The sequence below is a fragment of the Desulfosarcina sp. genome (assembly GCF_055467485.1).
Genome location: NZ_JBUOIV010000053.1, coordinates 1 through 22,808, shown reverse-complemented (window position 1 = coordinate 22,808; position 22,808 = coordinate 1). Strand labels below are relative to the sequence as shown.

Annotated in this window: 24 protein-coding genes; 17 read left to right on the top strand and 7 right to left on the bottom strand. The window is 59.7% G+C overall.

Annotated elements, in window-relative coordinates; translation table 11 throughout:
• Positions 1 to 5 precede the first annotated feature (5 nt).
• Genes ACZCED_RS19555 through ACZCED_RS19545 form a run of 3 tightly spaced genes read left to right on the top strand, consistent with a single transcriptional unit; the run spans position 6 to position 1,128 of the window.
• Positions 6 to 248, top strand: a complete 243-nt coding sequence (locus tag ACZCED_RS19555; protein ID WP_462969004.1) for a hypothetical protein — start codon at positions 6 to 8, stop codon at positions 246 to 248.
• A gap of 36 nt (positions 249 to 284) precedes the next feature.
• Positions 285 to 515: a hypothetical protein gene (locus tag ACZCED_RS19550; protein ID WP_462969003.1), complete on the top strand. Its 231-nt coding sequence runs from the start codon at positions 285 to 287 to the stop codon at positions 513 to 515.
• Entirely contained in the window at positions 508 to 1,128 is a 621-nt protein-coding gene (locus ACZCED_RS19545; protein ID WP_462969002.1) for a DUF3786 domain-containing protein, read from the top strand. Before ACZCED_RS19550 ends, ACZCED_RS19545 begins: the two co-directional genes overlap by 8 nt.
• A gap of 140 nt (positions 1,129 to 1,268) precedes the next feature.
• Here the strand turns inward: ACZCED_RS19545 and ACZCED_RS19540 are convergent, their stop codons facing one another.
• A complete protein-coding gene (locus ACZCED_RS19540; RefSeq protein ID WP_462969001.1) occupies positions 1,269 to 1,418 on the bottom strand; it encodes a hypothetical protein in 150 nt (49 codons plus the stop codon).
• Between the two features lie 153 nt (positions 1,419 to 1,571).
• On the opposite strand from ACZCED_RS19540, the gene ACZCED_RS19535 reads away from it, so the two are divergent.
• The 4 genes from ACZCED_RS19535 to ACZCED_RS19520 all read left to right on the top strand — a co-directional run bounded on the left by ACZCED_RS19535 (position 1,572) and on the right by ACZCED_RS19520 (position 3,900).
• Positions 1,572 to 1,898, top strand: coding sequence for an ArsR/SmtB family transcription factor (locus tag ACZCED_RS19535; RefSeq protein WP_462969000.1), 327 nt, complete (start codon positions 1,572 to 1,574; stop codon positions 1,896 to 1,898).
• Positions 1,899 to 1,962: 64 nt separating this feature from the next.
• Complete coding sequence (locus ACZCED_RS19530; RefSeq protein WP_464861493.1) at positions 1,963 to 2,775, top strand: arsenite methyltransferase; 813 nt, start codon at positions 1,963 to 1,965, stop codon at positions 2,773 to 2,775.
• A gap of 60 nt (positions 2,776 to 2,835) precedes the next feature.
• A complete protein-coding gene (locus ACZCED_RS19525) occupies positions 2,836 to 3,375 on the top strand; it encodes a C-GCAxxG-C-C family protein (RefSeq protein WP_462968998.1) in 540 nt (179 codons plus the stop codon).
• 171 nt (positions 3,376 to 3,546) lie between these two features.
• The gene (locus ACZCED_RS19520; protein WP_462968997.1) at positions 3,547 to 3,900 is read left to right on the top strand and encodes a hemerythrin domain-containing protein; all 354 of its coding nucleotides are present in this window, start codon (positions 3,547 to 3,549) and stop codon (positions 3,898 to 3,900) included.
• Between the two features lie 23 nt (positions 3,901 to 3,923).
• Here the strand turns inward: ACZCED_RS19520 and ACZCED_RS19515 are convergent, their stop codons facing one another.
• Positions 3,924 to 4,373, bottom strand: coding sequence for an Hsp20/alpha crystallin family protein (locus ACZCED_RS19515; protein WP_462968996.1), 450 nt, complete (start codon positions 4,371 to 4,373; stop codon positions 3,924 to 3,926).
• Positions 4,374 to 4,616: 243 nt separating this feature from the next.
• On the opposite strand from ACZCED_RS19515, the gene ACZCED_RS19510 reads away from it, so the two are divergent.
• The 5 genes from ACZCED_RS19510 (at position 4,617) to ACZCED_RS19490 (ending at position 9,405) form a co-directional block, all read left to right on the top strand.
• Entirely contained in the window at positions 4,617 to 6,077 is a 1,461-nt protein-coding gene (locus tag ACZCED_RS19510; RefSeq protein ID WP_462968995.1) for a 30S ribosomal protein S1, read from the top strand.
• Between the two features lie 2 nt (positions 6,078 to 6,079).
• Complete coding sequence (gene trxB, locus ACZCED_RS19505; protein WP_462968994.1) at positions 6,080 to 7,057, top strand: thioredoxin-disulfide reductase; 978 nt, start codon at positions 6,080 to 6,082, stop codon at positions 7,055 to 7,057.
• Positions 7,054 to 7,656: an acyloxyacyl hydrolase gene (locus ACZCED_RS19500; protein ID WP_464861492.1), complete on the top strand. Its 603-nt coding sequence runs from the start codon at positions 7,054 to 7,056 to the stop codon at positions 7,654 to 7,656. Before trxB ends, ACZCED_RS19500 begins: the two co-directional genes overlap by 4 nt.
• Before the next feature lie 65 nt (positions 7,657 to 7,721).
• Complete coding sequence (locus tag ACZCED_RS19495) at positions 7,722 to 8,801, top strand: AI-2E family transporter (protein WP_462968992.1); 1,080 nt, start codon at positions 7,722 to 7,724, stop codon at positions 8,799 to 8,801.
• Between the two features lie 115 nt (positions 8,802 to 8,916).
• Positions 8,917 to 9,405, top strand: coding sequence for a cyclic nucleotide-binding domain-containing protein (locus ACZCED_RS19490; protein WP_464861491.1), 489 nt, complete (start codon positions 8,917 to 8,919; stop codon positions 9,403 to 9,405).
• 62 nt (positions 9,406 to 9,467) lie between these two features.
• Here ACZCED_RS19490 and ACZCED_RS19485 read toward each other — a convergent pair whose 3' ends face one another.
• Both ACZCED_RS19485 and ACZCED_RS19480 read right to left on the bottom strand, forming a co-directional pair.
• Positions 9,468 to 9,794, bottom strand: coding sequence for a DUF6122 family protein (locus ACZCED_RS19485; RefSeq protein WP_464861490.1), 327 nt, complete (start codon positions 9,792 to 9,794; stop codon positions 9,468 to 9,470).
• Positions 9,795 to 9,804: 10 nt separating this feature from the next.
• A complete protein-coding gene (locus ACZCED_RS19480; RefSeq protein WP_462968989.1) occupies positions 9,805 to 10,911 on the bottom strand; it encodes a DUF362 domain-containing protein in 1,107 nt (368 codons plus the stop codon).
• A gap of 230 nt (positions 10,912 to 11,141) precedes the next feature.
• Here ACZCED_RS19480 and ACZCED_RS19475 point away from each other — a divergent pair, with 230 nt between their 5' ends.
• The 3 genes from ACZCED_RS19475 to ACZCED_RS19465 are packed head-to-tail and all read left to right on the top strand — an operon-like array spanning position 11,142 to position 16,623.
• Positions 11,142 to 11,825, top strand: coding sequence for a hypothetical protein (locus ACZCED_RS19475; protein WP_462968988.1), 684 nt, complete (start codon positions 11,142 to 11,144; stop codon positions 11,823 to 11,825).
• A 30-nt stretch (positions 11,826 to 11,855) separates the two neighbouring features.
• Entirely contained in the window at positions 11,856 to 12,938 is a 1,083-nt protein-coding gene (locus ACZCED_RS19470) for a pyridoxal-phosphate-dependent aminotransferase family protein (RefSeq protein WP_462968987.1), read from the top strand.
• 52 nt (positions 12,939 to 12,990) lie between these two features.
• Positions 12,991 to 16,623, top strand: coding sequence for a DUF748 domain-containing protein (locus ACZCED_RS19465; protein WP_464861489.1), 3,633 nt, complete (start codon positions 12,991 to 12,993; stop codon positions 16,621 to 16,623).
• A gap of 19 nt (positions 16,624 to 16,642) precedes the next feature.
• Here the strand turns inward: ACZCED_RS19465 and ACZCED_RS19460 are convergent, their stop codons facing one another.
• From ACZCED_RS19460 to ACZCED_RS19450, 3 genes are all read right to left on the bottom strand, one after another.
• Entirely contained in the window at positions 16,643 to 17,923 is a 1,281-nt protein-coding gene (locus ACZCED_RS19460; protein WP_462968985.1) for a 4Fe-4S dicluster domain-containing protein, read from the bottom strand.
• Between the two features lie 425 nt (positions 17,924 to 18,348).
• Complete coding sequence (locus ACZCED_RS19455; protein WP_462968984.1) at positions 18,349 to 18,678, bottom strand: hypothetical protein; 330 nt, start codon at positions 18,676 to 18,678, stop codon at positions 18,349 to 18,351.
• A 270-nt stretch (positions 18,679 to 18,948) separates the two neighbouring features.
• Positions 18,949 to 20,214, bottom strand: a complete 1,266-nt coding sequence (locus ACZCED_RS19450; protein ID WP_464861488.1) for a sigma 54-interacting transcriptional regulator — start codon at positions 20,212 to 20,214, stop codon at positions 18,949 to 18,951.
• A gap of 262 nt (positions 20,215 to 20,476) precedes the next feature.
• Between ACZCED_RS19450 and ACZCED_RS19445 the strand changes: the two genes are divergently transcribed.
• Positions 20,477 to 20,881 (top strand): NADH-quinone oxidoreductase subunit A, encoded by a 405-nt coding sequence (locus ACZCED_RS19445; protein WP_462968982.1) that lies wholly within the window; start codon positions 20,477 to 20,479, stop codon positions 20,879 to 20,881.
• Positions 20,860 to 22,808: NADH-quinone oxidoreductase subunit NuoB (gene nuoB / locus ACZCED_RS19440; RefSeq protein WP_464861487.1), on the top strand; the 1,949-nt coding region annotated here is incomplete at its 3' end. The genes ACZCED_RS19445 and nuoB, both read left to right, overlap by 22 nt.

Genomic DNA, 22,808 nt, shown 5'->3' with positions numbered 1-22,808 from the left:
CAGCGATGCACGACGGATGCGGCGGATGTTTTGACAACGGCAAACAGGTGGCGGACAAGGTGCGCACGATGGGATTTGACCGCTCCCCGGTGCCTGCGGCGCTGACGATCGTCTGCAGCCACTGCAACGGCACGTTTACCATGCAAACCATGGTTTCGGCCTGCCCCGCATGCAACATGGTCTACGCCGTGACTCCCTGTCATTGCACCCATGCGGACCATGCCATGGCGGCCGGAATCGGTTATTGACATACACGTGGAAATTGATCCCGTCGAGGAGACGCCATGAAATCGTTGGACCAAATGGAAAACCGGCTCAAGGAACTGGAAGCGGCCATCAAGGAGACCGAGGCGCGACTGCCCGCCCACTCGGTCAAACCGCCGGTGATGATCGACCTGCTGGCCCTGGAGGATGAATACGAAATCCTCAGGCAGCAGCTGCACGCACAACGGGCCCGCGAAACCGATCCGGGTTGCAGCGGATGCCCCTTTTCATCGGAATCGAACGGTGCCTGAACCCTGCCGGTTCCATTTTGAGGCGACCATGGCGCGGGATATCGACCGCCTGGCCGGGAACGATCTGTCGGCCCGGGCGGATACCCTGGGCGCCTGTCTGTCCGGCAATGCCCTGATAATACCTTTTTTCGGAGACGTTCACCGGGTGTCGGCCGACGGTATCATCGACGCGCTCGGCAATCCCCCGACACCGGCGGTGGGCAGCCTGCTCCTGGACTACGTCCTGCGGGCCACGATCGCACCGCCGGCAACGGACGCGTGGATCACTTTTCGCGAGTTTGCCGGGGCCGGTCCGCTCATGGGCCACTTCACCGGCAATACCAACAGGCTGATCGAAAGCCGCTTCGCCGGGGCGCTCCATGCGCTTCAGGCAGCCTGCGCGGGATTGGGCGGCAGGGCGATCGACAGCGAACCGGGTTTTGACTGTTGCGTGGAACTGGCCGCGCTTCCCCGGGTGCCGATCCGACTCAGCTTCAACGACCGCGACAGCGATTTCCCGGCCCAGTGCGCCCTTTTGTTCCGCAAATCCGCCGAGACGTATCTGACCCTGAAATCCATGGCCGTTGCCGGCACATGGCTGGCCGGCAAACTGACGGCGCCTTCCGGCCGATAACCGGGTCACCCGGGAAAAAAGAAACCCCCACTGGCATTGGATTGCACCAGTGGGGGATGGTCATGTCTTTTCCCGCCGGTCACCGCGATGAACCCTCATCCCGGCGAAAGGCAGGTCGTTGGTGTTGATGCGGCGTCCGGTCAGGACGAACCGCAGACATTGCAGTTGGTCAGGCACCGTTCGTAGTTCTTGTCCCGGTTCTCGACCTTTCGATCCGAACCGGACCAGAACCGGATGATGCACTGGCTGATACACTCTTTTTCGTTGGGTAGTATATTTCTATCTTTCATGGCCATGCTCCTTTGGTTCAAGATCCCAACATCGACCGTTTTCCATGGAATCGGGCGTTGGACTGTTCAACGAACATAATCACGATTGACGGTTTTTGAAGATGGCATCAAAAAAGGGTTGACAAATCGTCATAAAGTTCTATAGTTCGATATATGTCAAACAATAAACCCATACCGATCGACCAGCTGGCAGAGATTTTCAAAGCGCTGTCCAATCCGAACCGACTGAAGATTTTTCTGTTGCTGACCACCTGTTGCCGCCCGGGCACGGTGGGCATCTATGACAGGAACGCCGATGTGGACACCATGTTCATCGGGGACCTGGGAAAGGAGTTGGATGTGGGCAAACCCACGGTGTCCCACCACATCAAGGAGCTTCGGCGGGTGGGCATCATCAGGACGGAGCGCAGGGGGCAAAACATTGCCTGCTGGGTGGACCCGGAAGTCATCGAGCAACTCAGGGTTTTTTTTACGCGCTAAAAAAATTTAGCCATTTTGTTCGAAAGTTGTCAAACAATAAAAACAAATAGAAAAGGAGTCAATCATGGAAACCACCAAAGCCGAACCGGACGCCATCCGTCAACTCGTCCGGAAAAACTATGCAAAAATTGCCAGTGCATTCGGCAGCTGCTGTAACGCGGGCGCAAAGCCCCCTTGCGGTTGCGGTGCGGAAACTGCTGCCCACCGGATCGGATATTCAGATGCCCAGATTGAATCGATCCACGATGCCGCCACAATGGGGTTGGGATGCGGAAACCCGCAGGCCATCGCCAGGCTCAAGCCCGGTGAGACGGTGCTGGACCTGGGCAGCGGGGCCGGATTCGACTGTTTTTTGGCGGCAAGATCCGTGGGTGAGGCCGGCCGTGTCATCGGTGTGGACATGACCGACGGCATGATCCGCAAAGCCAGGCGCAACGCAACCAAAGCCGGCATCGGCAACGTGTCGTTTCGGGCCGGTGAAATTGAGCGCCTCCCGGTCGCCGACAGCACGGTGGACGTAATCATGTCCAACTGCGTGATCAATCTTTCACCTGAAAAGGAGGCGGTGTTCCGTGAGGCCTACCGCGTGCTCAAGCCCGGCGGACGGTTAGCCGTCTCGGATGTGGTGGCGGTTCGCCCCCTGCCGGCGTCGATGCTCGCAGACGATCAACTGCACTGTGCCTGCATCGGTGGCGCAGCGCTGGTGGCGGATATCCGACAGATCCTGGAAGCGACGGGGTTCGAAAAGATCGAGATCACACCGGTGGATTCGAGCCGCGAACTGATCGAGCAGTGGGTGCCCGGAAAAAATGCCCAGGATTATGTGGTGTCCGCATTTATCGAGGCGGTAAAGCCCACCAAGAATGGTGCCCGCTGACGGCGGTACAAGTTAGGTCGGTACCGAAGATCATGACAATTTTTTTTAAAGGAGAAGGCGATGAAAGCAGCTTCTGCACAAACAAGCATGGAAACACAGCGATTCGTCGTGCCCGATGATACCCTGTGGCCGGAAAAGATGAAGTCCCGGGCCATGACCTACCTGAAACAATACGACAGCTGCACCCAGAGCATCCTGTGGGCCTTCATGGAGGAACTGGGCATGGAAGACCGCATGGTGCTTCGCGCCGGCGGCGCCATGCATGGCGGCATGATGAGTTCGCTGACCTGCGGCGTGCACACGGCCGGACTGATGGTTCTTGGGTTGCTCGCGGGAAGGGACGCGCTTGAATCCGGCCTTGACGGGATGATGCCGATCATCCTGCCTGCCCAGCGCATGGTGAAAACCCTGACCGGACGGATCGGGGGCCACGCTTGTCTCGAGATGACCGGGGTGGATTTTACGGACCTCGAGGCGGCGATGACCTACAGGCTGTCCAGCGATCACCAAAGATGTGTGGATCGTGTCGGTGACGGGGCCCGGACCATTGCGGAATTGCTGCAGGATATGAACGCCAAAGGGGAGCTTTTTCGGTTTTGACAACGGTTCTCAGGATCATCGAAAACGTCACTAGATGCATCCTAATTGGTGGCACATGGTCGGTTTCGGCTGGCAGTGAGAAAAAATACGAATTGACGATCGGTGATGGCGCCTGCTACGTTTAACTGTTTCCATACAACCACACCATCGTCTTTCATAGCTGAGCCGCCGATGTATTATTCCTACTTTTCTACCGGCAATGTGAAAATCGACAGTGAACATGCCAATATCGACTGCATGATCGATCTATGCAGGAACAACGAAGGCGAATGGGCGGCCACGGCCCGGCTCTTGATTTCGGCCTTCGCCAGCCATCTGGACAGCGAGGAAAAGATTTGCAGGCAAGCGCGCCTGAACATGACCCCCGACCATCTCCGGGAGCACGTGCAGCTAAGAGCCCGGCTCGCCCACATCGAGAAGCAGGTGGACCGGGCCGAGCTGGATAAAGATGGTTTCTTGGGCACCTTGCGGGATATGCTGTTCTACCACATTTCCAATTACGACAAACATCTCAGCAGCAACTGACCCATACGCCACAGCCTTCGCGATCATTCGATGTCCACGGAAATCTGCCTGGGCGTCTCCTCCGCGGGTTTGGGGATCTCCACCGTCAGCACGCCGTTCTTGAATTTGGCCTTGATCTGCTCCGGCAGGACCATGGCATGAAGGGTGAAGGAGCGGTGAAAGTTGCCGCAGATGCGCTCCCGGCGATAATAGTTGGTCGCCCTGCGTTCAGTGTCGCCGGATCGCTCGCCGCTGATGGTCATCATGTTGTCCTTGACTTCCACGACGACATCTTCCTTGTTTACGCCGGGCAGATCGGCGGCGATGACGACTCCCTGGTCGGTTTCATAAATATCCACACTGGGCGTCCAGGCACACAGGGGAACCTCTTTGTCATCATGCGCCTGATGGGGAAACGAATCGTCGAAGAGCTTGTTGATGCGGTCCTGCAAGGTGGCGATGTTTCCCAGCGGATCCCACTTGATAATAGCCATGGCATGTCCTCCTTGTGAGTTGGGTTAAGCTTATCCATCTCCATGCGGTTGTCAAGTCCGGCAGCGGCTTTTCCCAGCGGGCGAACCGGCCCCGGCCCGGGATCCATGAACTGTGATAGCGGGGGCATTCCCCGCCGCTTTCGACGGGGCAGGTTCAATTGCCCTGAAACAGACAATAGGCTTGCAAAAGCCATCGTTTTCTGGTGAAGTTGCCGCACCTTTTAATCGACCGGGAGAACAACCATGAACGACGAGTTTGAAAACGAAACACCTGAAGAAGAGAGCTTTGCCGATCTGTTTGAATCCTACAGCAGCGGCATGAAGGACAATATCCGGGTGGGCGACAGAATCCGGGGACGGATCATCTCCATCGGCGCCAGCAGCGTGTTCGTGGACACGGGAACCAAGGCGGACGGGGTGGTTGAAAAGTCCGAACTGCTCGACGAGGATGGCCGGCTGTCGCTGGCGGAAGGAGACGAGCTGGATCTCTACGTGGTCGCCGCCGACGAAAGCGAAATCCGCTTGTCCCGGGCCATCTCCGGCATCGGTGGTGCGACCATGCTCAGGGAGGCCTGGGAACAGCGCATCCCCGTGGAGGGCAAGGTAGTGGCCGTCATCAAGGGCGGCTTCCAGGTGGAGGTAATCAAGCAGCGCGCCTTCTGTCCCATCAGCCAGATGGACCTGACCTATGTGGAAGATCCGGAAGTGTACGTGGGACAGACATTTCCCTTCATGATCAAACGGTTCGAAGAACGGGGGCGCAACATTGTCATCTCTCGCCGGGACATTCTTCAAAAGGAGATGGAAGCCAGCCGCGAGGCGTTCATGGCGCAGTTGGACGAGGAGGCGGTCTTCGAAGGGACGGTGGTCCGCATCATGCCCTTCGGCGCCTTTGTGTCCCTGGCACCCGGCGTGGAGGGGCTGGTGCATATCAGCGAACTGAGCTGGTCCCGGCTGGACACCCCCGAACAGGCCGTCAAGGTGGGGGATCGACTCCAGGTGAAACTGTTGGGCATCAAGGACGGTGACAAGCCGGGAACCAAAAAAATCTCTCTTTCAGTCAAGCAGGCCATGGGCGATCCGTGGGCCGATGTCCCGAACCGCGTGCGCGTGGGAGACAAATTGATGGGTAAGGTGACCCGATGTGCCAACTTCGGTGCGTTCATCGAGCTTTTCCCCGGCATCGAGGGACTGGTCCACATCAGCGAGATGAGTTATACGCGCCGGGTGATGCGCCCGGAAGAAGTGGTCGCCCCCGGCGACGACATCATGGTCATGGTCAAGGAGTTCGACCTTGACCGCAAGCGAATCTCCCTGAGCATCAAGGACGCCGAAGGCGATCCATGGGCCGACATCGAAGAAAAATTCAAGCCCGGCAGAATGGTACAAGGGCGTGTGGAAAAGAAGGAAAGCTTCGGTATCTTTGTCAACCTGGCGCCCGGCATCACCGGTCTGCTCCCCAAGTCCAAGATAGCCGCCTCCGAAAAAGCGTCCCAGATCGACGCCCTCAAGCCCGGGGCCGCCATCACCGTTTCCATCGATGGGGTCAATGCCAGGGAACGGAAAATCTCCCTGGGCACCGGGGATGCGGCCGACGACCAGGGATGGCAGGAATTTGCCGGAGGGACGGCTGATACCGACACCATGGGTTCGCTGGGAGACCAGCTCAAAAAAGCCCTGTCCCAACAGAAAAAGGGAGGTTGACCATGGCCAAGAACGATTTTTATGACCTGATCATCATCGGCGGCGGCCCGGGCGGATTATCCGCCGCCATCTATGCCATGCGCGCCGCGATGAAGACCGTTCTGGTCGAAAAGGGGATCACCGGCGGCCAGGTGACCATGAGCGACGAAGTCGAGAATTACCCGGGCTTTACCCACATCAGCGGTGCCGAGCTCTCCATGAAATTCACCCAGCACGCCCAGTCCTATGATCTGGAAATGATTTCCCAGGAGGTGACGGTACTGGACCCGGGGTTGGACCACCATACGGTGAAGCTGGCCAATGGCGAAACGCTGAAAGCCCACGCGGTGATCCTGGCCACCGGGGGAAGCCCCAAAAAGCTCGATGTACCCGGAGAGCGGGAATTCTATGGCAAGGGCGTTTCCTACTGCGCCACCTGCGACGGATTCTTTTTCAGGGGCAAAACGGTGGTGGTGGTCGGCGGCGGCGACAGTGCCGCGGAAGAGGCCCTATATCTGGCCAAGCTGTGCAAAAAAGTCTACATCGCCCATCGCCGGGACGAACTGCGGGCCAGCAAGATCCTCCAGCAGCGGATTTTTGACGACTGCAACATCGAGATGCTTTGGAACACCGTGGTTACGGATATCAGGGCCGGCAGCGATGGCGTAGAGCGCGTGGGCCTGAAGGATACCATGACGGCGGACACCCGCGAACTGGATGTGGACGGGGTGTTCATCTTCATCGGTTTCAACCCCAACAACGAACTGGTTCCCGCCGGCACCCGCATGAATGCCGATGGCATGGTGATCACCGACGAGAAGTGTGAAACCAACAGCCCTGGCATATATGTAATCGGCGACCTGCGGGAAAAGTTCGCCCGCCAGATCGTCCTCTCGGCGGCAGACGGCTGTACGGCAGCCCTGGCCGCCGCCCATTTTGTCGAAGCGAAAAAACCGGTGGGGGGGGATACCTGTGAGCTGCCTCCGGATGCCGCCGGATGATATTTTCGAATGCGATTCATGGATGCAGCCGCATTCGAAACCGCCTGCTGTGCTCAGTGACCTGGACCTGGGTCATTTTTTCCATGACGGCCGCTGGCGGATATGCCTTTGATTCATCCCCGCCGGTCGGTCCGATCAGGGCATTCCGTGTCGGATTGGCTGCCCACGATGTCGACGGACTGTGGAGCGGGAAGTCCAAGGAAAAAGGACCGGACCTTAGCGCGGAGGTGGTCTTAAACCAAACGCTGTTCCACCTGTTTGCCGCCACGGCGTATCCCAACGCCGGGGCCAGCCTTAACACACGGGGCGACACCAGCAACGTTTACGGGGGCTTTCTGCTCCAGTGGGAACCGGATTCGGCATTCTTTTTTTCAACGGGCCTGGGCCTGGCCCTGCACGACGGCGAGCGGGACACGGATTCGGACGACCGGAAGTCGCTGGGATCACGGTCGCTGTTCAGGATCCCCATCGAGATCGGCTATACCGTCGACCGTCATCATCGGATTATCCTTGCCTTCGCCCACATGTCCAATGCAGGCCTGGCTTCACCTAACGAGGGCATGGATACCCTGGGCCTGGTGTATGAATACCGATTTTAGCGCGGTGACGGCAAGGTGGAAGGCACCAGCCGATTTTTCTTTGCAAGGAACAGGGGAACCGACCCATGTTTGATCTGTTCAAAACGTGGAAGGACCGACATTTTTCCGACCCCCAGCGGGTGATTCTCGGCGTCATGCTGCTGCTGGGAGCGGGCCTGGTCTATTTTCTGGGCAGCCTCCTGGCGCCTGTCTTTATCAGCATCATTATCGCCTACCTGCTCGATGGCATGGTCGGCCTGCTGCATCGTTCCCGCCTGCCGCGCCTGGCTGCCGTATCCATCGTCTTTACGGTCTTCATGGTTGGCATGGTCGTAATGACCCTGTGGCTGATCCCCCTGACCGTCAAACAGGTCAGCCAGCTGGTTCAGCAGCTGCCCGGCATGCTGGCCACGGTTCAATACCGGCTGCTTCAGCTGCCCACCAGCTATCCGGAGCTTATCTCCGAGAACCAGGTCAAACAGGTCATCGAATTTCTCAACACCAGCATCTCCACGCTGGGTAAACGGGTCCTGACCCTGTCCCTGGCCTCGGTCGTGGGGCTCCTCCACCTGGTGGTATATCTGGTGCTGGTGCCCTTCATGGTCTTTTTTCTGCTCAAGGACAAACCGATGATCCTGGGCTGGGGCCGGCGCTTTCTGCCCGACAACATGGATCTCACCGAATCCGTGTGGCAGGAGGCCAACATCCAGGTCACCAATTACATCCGTGGCAAAGGCTGGGAGCTGCTGATCATCTGGGGTGTCAGTTATGCGGTGTTCAAGGCATTGGGACTGCAGTTCTCGCTGCTGATCTCACTGTTCGTGGGCCTGTCCGTGATCATTCCTTATATCGGCGTGACGGTCATGGGGTTTGTCATGGCGCTGGCCGCCTTCATCCAGTGGGGATGGAGCAGCGAATTTGCCTCGGCCATGGTTGCCTATGCGGTGATCCAGATCCTGGATGGCAATCTGCTGGCGCCGCTGCTGCTGTCCGGCGTGGTGAACCTTCACCCGGTGGCCATTGTCGTGGCAGTGCTCCTGTTTGGCGGGTTGTGGGGGCTCTGGGGGCTGTTTTTCGCCATTCCGCTGGCCACCCTGACCAACGCCGTCATCAAAGCCTGGTTCGCAAGGGTTGAACAGCGGTCCGACAATCCGCAGCGCCTGTAAAAAAACGAGTTGCCTTCCGGCGTATTTGTACTAAGATTGGAAAATGGTGACCTGTGGTTAAACGGGCACGACGTCACTCATTTCATGGAACAAGAGCGGGCCAGCGAGGGATATCATGCAGGAAACCGATTTCTTAAAAGGAAACCAGAGAGTCCTGAACGACATCAAGAAGTTTGAAATTTTCGAACCATTTCAGGACGATGAACTCCATCACCTGATGTCCATGAGCAAAATCAGGAAATACGGTGCGGGAGAAATCATTTTCGAACAGGGCAGTTCCGATACCTGGCTCTACTTTCTAGTCTATGGAAAAGTCCGGCTGATGAAGGACAACAAGCCGGTGGCACAGCTTCAGCGCAGGGGCGATGTCTTCGGCGAAATGGGCGCTATCGAGTGTGCGCCCCGCAGCGCAGCGGCGGTCGCCTTCGGTGAAACGGTCTGCCTGGCCACGGACATCTACTACATCGAACAGCTGACCGGCACCGATAAGCTGGCCTTTGGATATGTTATTTATCGTGTTTTTTCAGGAGTTTTAGCCGACCGACTCAGACGTACCACAGATGAACTCCTGGAGTTGAGGGGCCGCAGCATCAAAATCTGGTAAAAAACAGGACCAGGGAAGATTGAAAAGCGAGGCACGTCTGCCGCTGGGTCCATGGTTCTGCTTTACCCGCCTCCAGCCCATCCCATCCACAGACAATCCAGTCCGTCCAGCAGCATGTGAACCGCCAGCCCCAGGCCCACCAGACGGGTTTTGGGGAGAACCGCCAGCAGCAGGAGCGCCGCCATGGCAGGCCAGGTGTGCAGGGAATGAAAGCCGATACTGCAGCGGTTGGGATCGAAGACGGGATTGGCCAGCAGGTGGTCCAGGTCGACGGCCATAGTGGCGACCATTACAACCCAGGCCCGTTTCCAGCGATCGGGAAATGCAAGGCGGGCAACGGCGGCCGGCGCCAGGACGTGCAGCGCCATATGAACCGCGGTTCTCAGCATGCTCGTCCTTTTACAGTCTCACCAGCTCATAGGCCCGCGTGCCCAGGCCCAGCCGCTCAGCGTAGTCCAGCTGAATCTCCCAGTCCACCTTGGGATAGATCCCTTTGAACTTGTCTTCACCGGGCGCGGTGTTCGTGGAGAGCCGGGTGCCGGCCAGGCCCGGCTCCGCGTTCACCAGGTCCACCGAGGCCTGGTCGATGGCCACCGGATCGGTGGATGCCACGACGCCGATATTTTTCACGATGGGGGCATCGTTGGCCGGATAGCAGTCGCATGCCGGGGATACATCGGTGATAAAATTGATGAAAAGGGATTTGTTCGCCTTTCCCTTGAGTACCCCCAGGGTATACTCCACCATGTTTTCCAGAAAGACCGGGATGGACCGGCTCCACTGCACCGTGATGGCTTCGTTGGGGCAGATGAGGATACACTCACCGCAGCCGATGCAGGCCTCGGCGTCGATCTGTGCCTTATCGTCCGCCATCGAGATCGCATGCTGGGAGCAATGTTCCCGGCACTCGCCGCAGCCGATGCACGGCTCGCCCGATATTTTGGGAGACAAACCGGAGTGCTGGGCCAGCTTGCCTTTGCGGGACGCGCAGCCCATGCCCACATTCTTTATGGTGCCGCCGAAACCGGACAGTTCGTGGCCTTTGAAGTGAGCCACGGAGACCAGGGCATCGGCTTCCACAATATCCGTACCGATGTAAACCGATGCGAAGCGCTTCTGATTGATCGACACTGCGGTTTCATTCTTGCCTCGCAGCCCATCGGCAATAATCAGCGGCGCGCCGACCACGGCATAGGCGAAGCCGTTGGCGATGGCAGTGGCCAGGTGATGGGGGGCGTCGCTCCGGGTACCGGCATACAGGGTATTGGCATCGGTAAGAAAAGGCACCGCACCGGCCTGCTTGATCGTTTCCACCACTTTCCGGATGTACACCGGACGGATGAACGCCGCATTGCCCAGCTCTCCGAAATGAACTTTCACCGCCGTCAGATCCCGCTCGTCGAGAACCGCCGTTATGCCGGCAGTGTCTAAAAGCCGTCCTATTTTAGCGAGAAAATTTTCTTTGATCGTGGCCCGCATGTCGGTGAAATAGACCTTGCTGGTCATGCAATCCTCCATTCGTGTCTGAAAAAAGCCGATCCGGACCGTTTTCCCCATACCCGGCGGAGAACAGGCTTTCCGGCCGGCAGGCGTGGATCTCGTGACACAGGTCTACCGACCCGACCAACTGTTGTCAAGATCTTAGCCCTGACGGGATGCGCTGGAAAAATGCCATGGATTGGCGTATAAGGGAAACTGGAATAACCTGCACCGTTAACTCATGGAAAGTCTTTTTTATGGATCTGAACGCCAAGCTGACCATACTGGAACGAATGGTCGACATCTACGACCAGGTTGTGGGAGAATTTGACCTGGCATGCGGAAAATACTGCGATCACTGTTGTACAGCCAACGTCACCATGACCACCCTGGAAGGCTACCGGATACACGCCCATCTGGAAAAAACCGATGACATGCACCACCTGGACACCATTGCCCGGCTGGCCCTTCCCGGCCGATATATGCCCGGGGTATCACTCAATCGCCTGGCCGATATCTGCGCACGGGACGGCGATCCGCCCGAGGAACACCTGAATCCCGAGGCCGGCCCCTGCCCAGTATTGGCCGACAGCGCCTGTCCCCTCTATCCGGTGCGCCCTTTTGGCTGCCGCTGCATGGTGTCCGCCAGAAATTGCGGCGAAACGGGATTTGCCGACATGGACCCGTTTATCCTGACGGTCAATGACGTGTTTCTGCAACACGTCGAGCATATCGACGCCAAGGGGTACACGGGTAATTTTGCCGATGTGATGCAGTTTCTGGAATCCGATGAAAATCGTCAGAACTACGCTGCCGGCCGGCTCGGCGCAGCACCGGAGGGTCTGGTCGCCAATCAACCCGTCTTCATTCTCATGATACCGCCGGAGCACCGGGAACGCATTCAACCGCTGCTGATGCAGATTCGCAGCATCCAGGTGTAGCCGGAACCATTTACCCAAGGAGCGACCGTCATGAAAACCTATCCCATCCCCATGGTCCCCGGTCCGGTGGTGGTGCCTGAAACCATCCGCCGGGTCTACCTGGAACCCTATGGCTCCGGGGATCTGGAAATGGATTTTGTCGAACTCTACACGCGCACACAACGGCGGCTGAAAGCGATTTTCGGCACCCGGGACGATATCGTGATCCAGTCCGGCGAGGGGATGCTGGCCCTGTGGAGCGCGCTGAAAAGCTGCCTGGTGCCTGGTGACCGGGTGCTGGCGGTGGCCACCGGCGTGTTCGGCTACGGTATCGGCGAAATGGCCCAGTCCATCGGTGCCGATGTAAAAATCGTGGGTTTCAGCTATGACGAAACCATCAACGACATGGCCCGCATCGAGGCCGCCATCGCCGAATTCAAACCCCGTATGATCACGGCCGTCCACTGCGAGACGCCGTCAGGCACCCTCAACCCCCTGGAAGAGCTGGGCAGGCTGAAACACGCCTACCGGGTTCCCCTGTTTTACGTAGATACGGTAGCCGGAGCCGGGGGTGTCCCGGTCCTGGCCGACGACTGGAATATCGATTTGTGCCTGGGGGGATCCCAGAAATGCCTTTCCGCACCGCCCGACATGTCTTTCCTGTCGGTGAGTCCGAAGGCGTGGGAGATTATCGATGCCGTGGGCTATGTGGGCTATGATGCGCTGAAACCGTTTCAACATGCCGTCGAAAACCGCTTTTTCCCCTACACACCCAACTGGCAGGGCGTGGCCGCCCTTTTTACGGCCGCCGGGCTGCTGCTGGATGAAGGTCTCGAAAACAGCTTCAACCGTCACGATTCAGCCGCCCGCTTGTGCCGCCGGCGGCTGGTCGAGATGGGGATCGACCTGTTTCCGGCTCCCGGCGCCATCCCCTCCCCCACGGTCACGGCGGCCGTGATCCCCGAGGGCTACACCTGGAATGCCTGGGATCGCCGTCTGCGGGAGCAGGGATTAGTGGTGGCCGGCAGCTACGGGCCCCTGGCTGAAAAGATATTCCGCGTGGGCCACATGGGCGCCCAGGCGGACCGGGCACTGGTCGATAAGGCGCTCGAGGTGATTGCCGGCGCGTTGTAAAAAATTAAATCTTGGCCGGCCCTCCCGTCCCTCTATGGACGGATCCATTAAAATGATAAAAACAGCTGACCTGACCCCGCGGCAAAAAAATAGTGCGATCGCCCTGATTGCGATCCTTCTGGTTTACGTCCTTTTCGGGTTTATCGGCGCCCCTTTTTTGGTTCGCAGCCTTCTGGAAAAACAAGTCGGCGAGGCGATCAACCGGCAGCTGACGGTTGGCCAGGTGCGCATCAACCCGATCACCCTGTCCGCCACCCTTAGGAATCTCCATGTCCGGGAACCCGACGGGGCCCCCTTTTTAAAAGTGGATGAAGCCACCGTCAACCTGCAGGCGTCGTCCCTGTTCAAGCGGGCCCTGGTGCTCAGATCCGTGCGGGTGGTCAATCCGGACCTCTCGCTGGTGCGCACCGGCGAGGCCACATTCAATTTTTCAGATATCGGCGGGGACAACGCACGTCAGTCAGAATCAACGGCCGGCGGCGGTGGATTCGCCCTGGCCGTATACGACACACACGTCGCCGGCGGTCGGATCGTCATGGACGACCGGGTGGTCAGCGTCACCCACCGCATAGAGGATCTGAACCTGAACGTCTCGGACCTCTCCTCCCGCCCGGCCGACGCCGATGTCTACACCCGGTTCAACCTGTCCGCCCGGATCAACGGGGCCGCTCTATCGCTGGACGGCAAGACGCGGCCGTTTGCTCCCCAACGGGAAACCCGGGCGCAAATCGATCTCAAATCCTTTCAGGTACCCCACTACCTGCCCTACGTGCCGATGCCCGCCAACCTGATGGTGCGCGCGATGCAGGTGGAAACGGAAGCTGAAATCAGCTTCCGCGTGATGGAAGACAACCAGCCGGATCTTGAGGCGGCCGGCCTGCTTTCTCTCCAGGACGTCCAGCTGGCGGACGGCAACGGCGACCCTTTCGTGAACCACAGGGACCTTAAATTCGACCTGTTGCCTTCACGGCTGCTGACCGGGCAGATTCGCCTGGGCCAGGTGGATCTCTCCGGCCCCGAGATCTTTCTGAAACGGCTGCCCACGGGAAACCTGTACCTGCCATTTCTGGCAGTGAGGGCCTACGACGAGGGCCGGGAGGCGGCGGCCAGGGATACGACCGGCCGGTTTGAGCCGGTGGTCACCATCGATCGGTTGAACCTGAAAGCCGGCATCGTCCACTTCACCGACCATTCCAACAGCACCCCGTTTTCCACAACCCTCACCGACCTGAACCTCGAGGTGGACAACTTCGGTCTCAACAGCGACCGCACCGCCGCCTACCGGCTCGCCATGCGGACGGAGGCCGACGAATCCGCCAGCATGTCCGGCACCGCTGCTCTCGCCCCGCTCCAAGTGTCGGGAGAGATCGACGTCTCGGATGTCAAGGTTTCGCGGTACCTGCCCTACTACAAGGATCGATTCGAATTCAAAACCGTTGAAGGCAACGTTTCCTTCGGCGGCAGTTATCGCTTTCGCAGGGAAGACGATACCCCCCTGCTCAACCTGGCCAACGTCCATCTCGATGTGGATCAACTCAAGGTGGTCGACGAGGATGACGACGACCCCCTGATATCGCTCGACCGGCTGCGCCTGGACGGCACCACGGCGGATCTGGCCCGGCGCGAGGCGACCCTGGGCAGTCTCGTGCTGTCCGGGTCGACGATCGCCTGCCGCCGGGAGAAGGATGGGTCGCTGAACCTGGTCAAGGCCGTTGTTCCCGCCGCTGATGCCAATAACCCGGTGACGGCAGGTGCCGGGGTGCCTGATGGGAACAAGGCGCTGCAAAACGAATCGTCGGTTCAACCTTTTATCGTCAATCTCAAGGCAGTCACCTTATCCGATGTCACCGTGGACGTGGAAGACCGGGTGCCGGAAGAACCGGTAAAATTCCGGTTGGACCAGCTCACCCTGTCCGCTTCAGGCCTCTCCACGGCTCCCGGATCGAGGGGCAAGGCAGACCTTTCCCTGCGCTGGGAGCAGGGGGGAACGGTTCAGGCCGGCGGGGACGTCACCATCTCCCCCATGACCCTGGACATCGCCATCGCGGTGGAAAAAATGGACGTGCGGCCCTTGCAGCCCTACCTGTCCGAACGGGCGGGACTGATCGTTACCCAGGGTTTGTTCAATACGCAAGGCCGCCTGGCAATCACCCGGGAAAAGGAGGCGTCACCGGCGGTCACCTATAGGGGCAAGGCCGGGCTCACCCGTTTTGCCTCCATCGACCGCAAGAACGCCAATGATTTTCTCAAATGGGATGCCCTGCTCCTGGAGAATCTCGTGGTCGGCGTGAACCCTGCCCGGATTTCCATCGACCAGGTCTCCCTTGCCGATTTTTTCGCCCGGGTGATCGTCGATTCGGACGGCAGCATCAACCTGGTGACCATGTTCACCGACCCGGAAGCCGCATCGACGCCTGCAACCGGGCAAACCGACGTCTCGGCGCAAAGCCCGAAACCGACCCCGCGGCCGGCGCCCATGACGGAGCGGCCGCCTGTTCGCATCGCCCGGGTCACCTTGAGCGGCGGGGATGTAGATTTTTCCGACCGGTTCATCAAACCCAACTTCAACGCCAAATTCCACGACCTGGGTGGCCGCGTCTCCGGCCTGGCGTCCATTGCAGAGACACGGGCCGATGTGCTCCTGGAGGGCATGTGGTCCAATCACGCCCCGGTGAAGATCACCGGCCAGGTCAACCCGCTCATCGAATCCCCGTATGTGGATCTGAACCTGAACATCTCCGACATTGAGCTGAGCCCCTTTTCGCCCTATTCCGGCAAATACATCGGGTACATCCTGGAGAAAGGGAAATTGACCTTCAACGTGGCCTATCTCATGGAAGACCGCAAGCTGGATGCGACGAACAGCATCGCCATCAACCAGCTCACCCTGGGGAACCCGGTGGAGAGCCCTGACGCGGTGAGCCTGCCCATCAAGCTGGCCATCGCCCTGTTGAAGGACCGTGAGGGAAACATCGCGCTGGACCTGCCGGTGAGCGGCAGCCTGGACGATCCGGAATTCAAGATCGGCCGGGTGGTCCTGACTGTTCTGAAGAACCTCATCGTCAAGATCGTCTCCTCGCCCTTTGCCGCCCTGGGGGCCCTGGCCGGTGGCGGTGAGGAGTTGAGCTACCTGGATTTCGATGCCGGTACCAGCGAAATCGGCGAGGAGAATAGACAGAAGATGGACAAGCTGGCCCGCATCCTTTTCGAAAGGCCGGGATTGAACCTGGACATTCAGGGGGCGGCGACACCGGAAGCGGACGGCGATGCCCTGCGCGCCGTGCTGCTGGAAAACCGGCTCAAAGGGGAAAAGCTCCGGCAGATGATGAAAGCCGGCAAGAGCGCCGTGCCGCTGGACGCGATTGTCATCGGCGACGTGGAAAGACCGGCCCTGCTGAACGCGGTTTTTGCCGCCTCCGGCATCGCCGTGCCGGCCGACGCCAGCGGAAAACCCGTCGAACTGACGGCTGAAACCATGGAAAAGCTCCTGCGGACGCACACCGAGGTCACGGAAAACGATTACCGCAAGCTGTCCAACGCCCGTGCGTTCAATGCCAAGACGTACCTGCTGGAAAACGGTCAGGTGGCGCGTGAACGCCTTTTTATCGTGGAACCCGCTGCGCGAACCCAGGCACCGTCACCGGAAGGGGCGGGCAGCGGACGGGTCGTCTTCAGCCTGAAATAAAAACAACGCGCCGCCACGTTCACGAATACCGCAGCGCCAACGCCTCCAGGTAGCGGGATTTGACCTGGTCGGTGGCCATGGCCCTGGCCACCGGCGGCAGGCGCAGGATCACACCCAGCACGGCAGCCAGGGCCCGGTGATGCCACAGAATCTGGTTGTCGAAAATCAGGTGCTGCAGTTTGCCGCGCTCGACGGCCATCACCACCGCCCGGTGGGCGGCGTTGAGCGGGGTGAGCACCCGCTGCGGCCGATGCACGAGGGAAAGGCTGCCGGTCTTGGTGCAGGCCCTGACGCACACCCCGCAGCCCAGGCAGCGGTCGTGGTCTACCCGGGCCACCTTTCTTTTGGGATGTCCGGGGTCGCCGGCCGATTCCAGCGTCATGGCCTCCACCGGGCACAGCTTCATGCACCCACCGCAGCCGTTGCAGGTTGTCTCATCCACCCGGGGAAGGAAGTTGGTGGTGTGGATCGGATGCTTCACGGCAAACCGGCGTGCGGCGATCATCGCTTCGCAGCAGCAGCCGCAGCAGTTGCAGATGAAATTGACGCCCTGCCTTACGTTCTCGCCGAACTGGACCAGGTTGTGCTCACGGGCCTTAGCCAGCAGATCCAGGCCTTCTGAAACGCCCACCGCCCGCGCGTGTCCATGACGGATCAGCGATTCGGCCGAAGTGTTGAAGGTCATGCAAATGTCCATGGGTGCGGCGCAGGCCCTGTCCATGTGAGCCATCTTGTGCCGGCAGTAGCACATGCTGATGCCCCGGTGGGTGGCCCGCCTGACCACCTCGCTGGCCCGCTCGTAATCCAGCACGTGCAGGGCATTGGCCGCGGACAGGGCCGGCTCGTGGACGAAGGCCCGCCCGAGCTGGGTCTGCCCTTCGGTGAACAACGCCCTGACAAAGTCCTCCTCGACGTTGAGGTACTGATAAAACAGCTCTGCCAGCAGCTTTTGATCGATGTCCTCCCGGATGCGCATCATGGAGAATTCGAAAAACCCGGCCATGGGGGGCGGCAGCACGTAATGCATGTCGCCATCCACATAAAAATCCACCAGCAGGGCCTTGCCGGCCAGCTGGTCCAGGATCCGGCGCGCCTGCCGCTCGGACATGCGCCAGACGGCGGCGGCCCGCCTCGCTGTGAACGGCCTGATGGGCAGCAGGGAGACCAGCTCGGCCTCCCGTCGATCGAAAAGAACCTTCAATATCCTGGTGAGCAGTTCGGTTGGAGGAGCGCCTTGGGGGAAACGGTTGAGGCGTTCGGTCAAGCGTTGGTATGCAGATTGGGAGCCGACATGAGCCATGGCATGCTCCTGGCTGAGAACCGGTTTTCAAGCCATCATCACGCCCGGGTCGCGGGTCGACGATAGGTTGCCACCTGCCTTGGATTATAACAGAAAGAATGCCAGGTTTCAAATCGAAGATTTCCCCGCGGCCCCGATGAGCGGGGGCCCTGCTGCGCGCCGACAGGCCGCGGGGGAGGGTGCCGGCTTCGGCGATGCCGGCCGGGCGCTCCGGTGAAGGTGCGGCCGGTTCTCACCCGGCGGAGATACACGTTCTGGCCCGGCGGCCGCTGGTTTTTGCTGCCCGGCGATAGCAAGCATGCCTTTCTTCCGGCGTGTTGGATTCCATCTCACAGGATACAACTCGGTGCGTCAATCGTTCATGCTCTCTCGTGCAGCACCGTTTGGCCTTGGATTGAAATGCGTTCATCATCGTTTTTTCCTCCTTATGGATGCTTTCCGGTGTATCGCCCCTGCATCGGCCGGCCGATCGCGCCGCCGCAGTCGCAACTGTCGAATGTAAACGTCTGGCAGGCGATGGAGGCTTGAAGCCGGTTCAGCCCGTTTTCTGTAATCGAGATCCGCGATCCCGGCCGGTCGGTGGATATCAACCCGTCCGTTTCCATTGAGTCGATCGCGGAGCTGAGGCTGCTTTCCGGAATGTCTGAAAATTCTTCGTAAATCCCCGCCTGGTCCACCGTGCCGTCCTGAAGTTGCCCATTGAGCGGATTGCAGATGAAATAGAGGATATTGAGTTCCAGGTTGTCGATTTTCATATCGCGCCTCTTTGCGGCCGTATCGGAAAGGCCGCCGAATGCAAAGCAGGGACGACCCGTCATCCATGGGTGACACAGGCCTAAACAAGAACCGGGCCAACTGCCGACATCATAATAAACATTTGAATTAACGATATAACTATAAGATTCCGGCAGGCGCTGAAACCTCAACGATTTGAGATCCCCAACCTTTTGGCTGAATATGTCAAAATATTGTTGCGAAGCGGGTGGGTCGGCCCGGGCCGGAAGGCGGCGCATGGGTCTGTAGGGCTACCTGGACGGCTTGCGGATGTGCATTCGCTTCATGCGTTCGATCAGGGTCGTCGGCTTGATCCCCAGCAGGTGGGCGGCACCCGCTTTACCGTAGATCTTCCATTGGCAGCGGGTCAGTGCATTGATCGTGTTTTGGCGTGCGGCTTGTTTTAACTCCGCTTCCGTCATCACCTGTCCGTGCGCATCGCCATCCGGCAGGCTGACTGCCGGCAGGTTCTCGCCCATCTGGAACCCCGCCCCGAGGATCAGGCTGAAATTCAGATCCCGGGACCGGGCGAGAATCATCGCCCGCTCGATGGCATTTTCAAGCTCCCTGACATTGCCCGGCCAATGGTAGGACTGCAGATCAATCAGATTGGCCTTGGTCAAGCGGGGGCAGGGAACGTTCAGCTCTCCGGCCAGCTTTTGGGCAAAGTGGGTGGCTAACGGCTGAATATCATCCTTGCGGTCCTTCAGGGGGGCAATCTGAATGGGAAACACATTCAGCCGATAGAACAGATCGTCACGGAATCGTTTGGCCGATACTTCCGTTTGAAGGTCCTTGTTGGTCGCGGCGATAATCCGCACGTCCACCTGCCTGGTCTTGTCCTCTCCGAGGCGTTCGTATTCGCCTTCCTGCAGAATGCGCAGGAGCTTGCTTTGCAGGTCGAACGGGATCTCACCCACCTCGTCAAGGAATATGGTCCCGCCGTCGGCGGCCTCGAATCGACCGATCCGATCTTTTACCGCGCCGGTAAAGGATCCCTTGACGTGGCCGAAAAATTCACTTTCATAGAGCTCTTTGGGGATGGTCGCGCAGTTGACCTTGATCAGGGGCTTTGCCTTGCGGTTGCTGCGCTTGTGAATTTCGCGGGCAACCAGTTCCTTGCCGGTGCCGGACTCGCCGTGAATCAGGACGTTGGCATCGGTGGGGGCCACCAGTTCGATCTGCGAAATGACGGTTTTTATCGGGTGGCTGTCGCCGATGATGGCGCCGAAGGCCTGGGACGCGGCAAGCTCCTGTTTGAGAAAAACATTTTCAGCCTGCAGCCGGTCTTTCAGCTGTCGGATCTCCCTGGTTCGCTCGGCAACCAGTTTTTCCAGCTCGTCGTGTGCGTTGCGAATCGCCGCTTCCGCCTTTTTGCGCCGGGTGACCTCGGCAGCCAGGTTCTCGTTGGCCGCCTCCAGGGAACGGACGTATAGGGCGCACCGGCTCTCCAGATTCCTGCACTTCTCCTTTAGCAGGTGAAGGTCTTCCGGCTGATTGAGAGGTGATGCAATCATGCGATGCTCCACGATGGTTCCGATCGGTGCAGGCCGGCCGGACCTGTCGGCTGTCGATCCTCCGATCAAAACGGGTCAAATGGATGAACAAGGGTAAGCTACGACAGGATTAAAAAAAAACAATGCGCCGGGTCTTCCTTGACATTTCGCGAGCGGCCGACTTATTATTCGATTTCGACAGCACCTGCATCATCCTTAGTTGTTGGCTCTCCACCCGTTGATGGTCCTCTTCCGTTCAACCCTTGAAGAGAAAAGGTGAAACGTGCAGCCGATCGACGCCAACGCCCTGTTATCTCCTTGGCAGCCTGGTATGTTCACCCTGAGCCTTTATGCCGCCGTCGTCATCGCGCTTACGGTCGCATTGCTCTTTCTCTCCCGCTGGCTGGGGCAGCGGCTTCCCGGCGAAGAAAAACTGCGCGTTTACGAAAGCGGCATCATCCCCACCGGCCAGGCACGACTGCGCTACCCGGTGCCCTTTTTCATGGTAGCCATCTTCTTTTTGATTTTCGACGTGGAGGGGGCCTACATCTTCTCTTGGGCGGTGGCCAGCCGTCCGCTGGGGTGGGCAGGCTGGTTCCAGATCCAATTTTTCATCGCCGTACTGATTGCCGGACTGGCCTACATCTGGGTGAAAGGAGGCCTCGAGTGGGGGCCCAAGCGCGACTGAAACCGGACGCGGCCCTTCCCGCTGTGGACGCCGTGATCAACTGGGCCCGCAAGCACAGCCTGTGGCCCATGTTTTTCGGCCTTTCCTGCTGCTTTGTGGAAGAGGCCACCGTTTTCACCTCCCGCTATGACATCGCCCGTTTCGGTGCCGAGGTCCTGCGGCCCTCCCCGCGCCAGGCCGACCTGCTGATCATTTCCGGCACCGTGTTCAAGAAAATCGCCCCGGTGGTGCTGCGGCTCTACGAACAGATGGCCGAACCCAAGTGGGTCGTCTCCATGGGCTCGTGTTCCAACACCGGCGGCATGTACGACGCCTACAGCGTGGTCCAGGGCGTCAATCAGATCCTGCCGGTGGACCTTTACATTCCCGGGTGTCCGCCGCGGCCCGAAGCGGTCCTGGCTGGCCTGGTCAAGCTGCAGGAAAAGATCGTCCAGGAAAAACCGGCCCGCCCGGTCTTTCACCTGGCCGGCGGCACGCAGGGCACGCAGCAGCCGGTGCTGGTGGACGGCGTTTCCAAAAGCCGCGACCCGCGCGGCCCGGGCATGGCCGGCACCGCCATTCGGGGCACGTCGGTGACCCCGCCGCATTTTACCGGCAGCCGCAGCGACGGCATGTGGTCCCCGCCCCCGGCCGAGCGCCCGGCCACCGAAACGGACCGGCAGCTTGCCGACAGGCTGCACCAGCGTTTTGGCGACGCCGTTCGCGCCGTGTCGCCCACCAGCGACATGGCCACCTTCGCGGTCAGCCCCCGGGCCATCCGGGAAGTGCTGGCCTATCTGAAGAATGATGCGTTACCCCGATTCCGCAGGCTGGACGACCTGACGGCCGTCGATGAATCGGCCCGCCGGCAGCGCGAACCGGGTCACGATTTCACCCTTTTTTACCACCTGCTGGCCTTTGAACCGCCCACCCGGCTGCGCCTGACCGTGAACCTGGCCGGCGAATCCCCCTCCGCCCCCAGCGTCACCGGCATCTGGCCGTCGGCCGCCTGGTACGAGCGTGAAGTCCACGATATGTTCGGCATCGGCTTCGACGGGCACCCGGACCTGCGGCGGATCCTGATGCCGGACCATTGGCAGGGCCACCCGCTGCGCAAGTCCCATCCCGGGCGGGCGACGGAGATGGATCCTTACACGCAAAGCGATGCCCGCCGGCTGCAGCCACGCGACGGCGGATTCTTTTTCAAAGACCGCGCCGGCCGGCAGGACCTGATCGTCAACATAGGCCCTCACCATGTCAGCACCCACGGCCTGATCCGTTACGTGCTGGGCCTGGACGGGGAAACCATCACCGACATGGATATCGAGATCGGCTACCACCACCGGGCGGCGGAAAAGATCGGGGAGCGGCAGACCTGGCACCAATTCATTCCCTACACCGACCGGGTGGACTATCTGGCCGGGGCGGCCAACAACCTGCCCTATGTCATGGCCGTGGAACGGCTGACCGGCGTCGACGTGCCGTCGCGCGCCCAATGCATCCGCGTGCTGCTCAGCGAACTGTTCCGCCTAAGCAACCACCTGGTCTGGCTGGGCACCTATGCCCACGACGTGGGCGCCATGACACCGACATTCTACACCTTCCGGGAACGCGAAATGATCCTGGATATCGTCGAGCTGATCACCGGCGGCCGCCTGCACCCCTCCTGGTTCCGCATCGGCGGGGTGGCCGCCGATCTGCCCGAAGGATGGAATACCGCCGTGGACGCCTTTACCGCCATCTTTTCCAGGCGAATGGATGAGTACGAGACCCTGGTCACGCACAATCCCATTTTTCGGGCACGGACCCTGGGCGTGGGCGCCATAAGCCGGGACGACGCCGTGACCTGGGGGGTCAGCGGCCCCAACCTGCGCGCCTGCGGCCTGGCCTGGGACCTGCGCAAGGCATTTCCCTACAGCGGCTATGACCAGTTCGATTTCGACATCCC

Excerpts from the sequence above, each read along its gene's own strand:
- ACZCED_RS19485 (WP_464861490.1), bottom strand. The coding sequence starts at position 9,794 with ATGCTGAGAACCGCGGTTCATATGGCGCTGCACGTCCTGGCGCCGGCC.
- ACZCED_RS19525 (WP_462968998.1), top strand. The coding sequence starts at position 2,836 with ATGAAAGCAGCTTCTGCACAAACAAGCATGGAAACACAGCGATTCGTC.
- ACZCED_RS19555 (WP_462969004.1), top strand. The coding sequence starts at position 6 with ATGCACGACGGATGCGGCGGATGTTTTGACAACGGCAAACAGGTGGCG.
- ACZCED_RS19455 (WP_462968984.1), bottom strand. The coding sequence starts at position 18,678 with ATGAAAATCGACAACCTGGAACTCAATATCCTCTATTTCATCTGCAAT.
- ACZCED_RS19540 (WP_462969001.1), bottom strand. The coding sequence starts at position 1,418 with ATGAAAGATAGAAATATACTACCCAACGAAAAAGAGTGTATCAGCCAG.
- ACZCED_RS19460 (WP_462968985.1), bottom strand. The coding sequence starts at position 17,923 with ATGGCTCATGTCGGCTCCCAATCTGCATACCAACGCTTGACCGAACGC.
- ACZCED_RS19510 (WP_462968995.1), top strand. The coding sequence starts at position 4,617 with ATGAACGACGAGTTTGAAAACGAAACACCTGAAGAAGAGAGCTTTGCC.
- ACZCED_RS19490 (WP_464861491.1), top strand. The coding sequence starts at position 8,917 with ATGCAGGAAACCGATTTCTTAAAAGGAAACCAGAGAGTCCTGAACGAC.
- ACZCED_RS19515 (WP_462968996.1), bottom strand. The coding sequence starts at position 4,373 with ATGGCTATTATCAAGTGGGATCCGCTGGGAAACATCGCCACCTTGCAG.
- ACZCED_RS19530 (WP_464861493.1), top strand. The coding sequence starts at position 1,963 with ATGGAAACCACCAAAGCCGAACCGGACGCCATCCGTCAACTCGTCCGG.
- ACZCED_RS19495 (WP_462968992.1), top strand. The coding sequence starts at position 7,722 with ATGTTTGATCTGTTCAAAACGTGGAAGGACCGACATTTTTCCGACCCC.
- ACZCED_RS19520 (WP_462968997.1), top strand. The coding sequence starts at position 3,547 with ATGTATTATTCCTACTTTTCTACCGGCAATGTGAAAATCGACAGTGAA.
- ACZCED_RS19465 (WP_464861489.1), top strand. The coding sequence starts at position 12,991 with ATGATAAAAACAGCTGACCTGACCCCGCGGCAAAAAAATAGTGCGATC.
- trxB (WP_462968994.1), top strand. The coding sequence starts at position 6,080 with ATGGCCAAGAACGATTTTTATGACCTGATCATCATCGGCGGCGGCCCG.
- ACZCED_RS19500 (WP_464861492.1), top strand. The coding sequence starts at position 7,054 with ATGATATTTTCGAATGCGATTCATGGATGCAGCCGCATTCGAAACCGC.
- ACZCED_RS19480 (WP_462968989.1), bottom strand. The coding sequence starts at position 10,911 with ATGACCAGCAAGGTCTATTTCACCGACATGCGGGCCACGATCAAAGAA.
- ACZCED_RS19470 (WP_462968987.1), top strand. The coding sequence starts at position 11,856 with ATGAAAACCTATCCCATCCCCATGGTCCCCGGTCCGGTGGTGGTGCCT.
- ACZCED_RS19475 (WP_462968988.1), top strand. The coding sequence starts at position 11,142 with ATGGATCTGAACGCCAAGCTGACCATACTGGAACGAATGGTCGACATC.
- ACZCED_RS19535 (WP_462969000.1), top strand. The coding sequence starts at position 1,572 with ATGTCAAACAATAAACCCATACCGATCGACCAGCTGGCAGAGATTTTC.
- ACZCED_RS19450 (WP_464861488.1), bottom strand. The coding sequence starts at position 20,214 with ATGATTGCATCACCTCTCAATCAGCCGGAAGACCTTCACCTGCTAAAG.
- ACZCED_RS19550 (WP_462969003.1), top strand. The coding sequence starts at position 285 with ATGAAATCGTTGGACCAAATGGAAAACCGGCTCAAGGAACTGGAAGCG.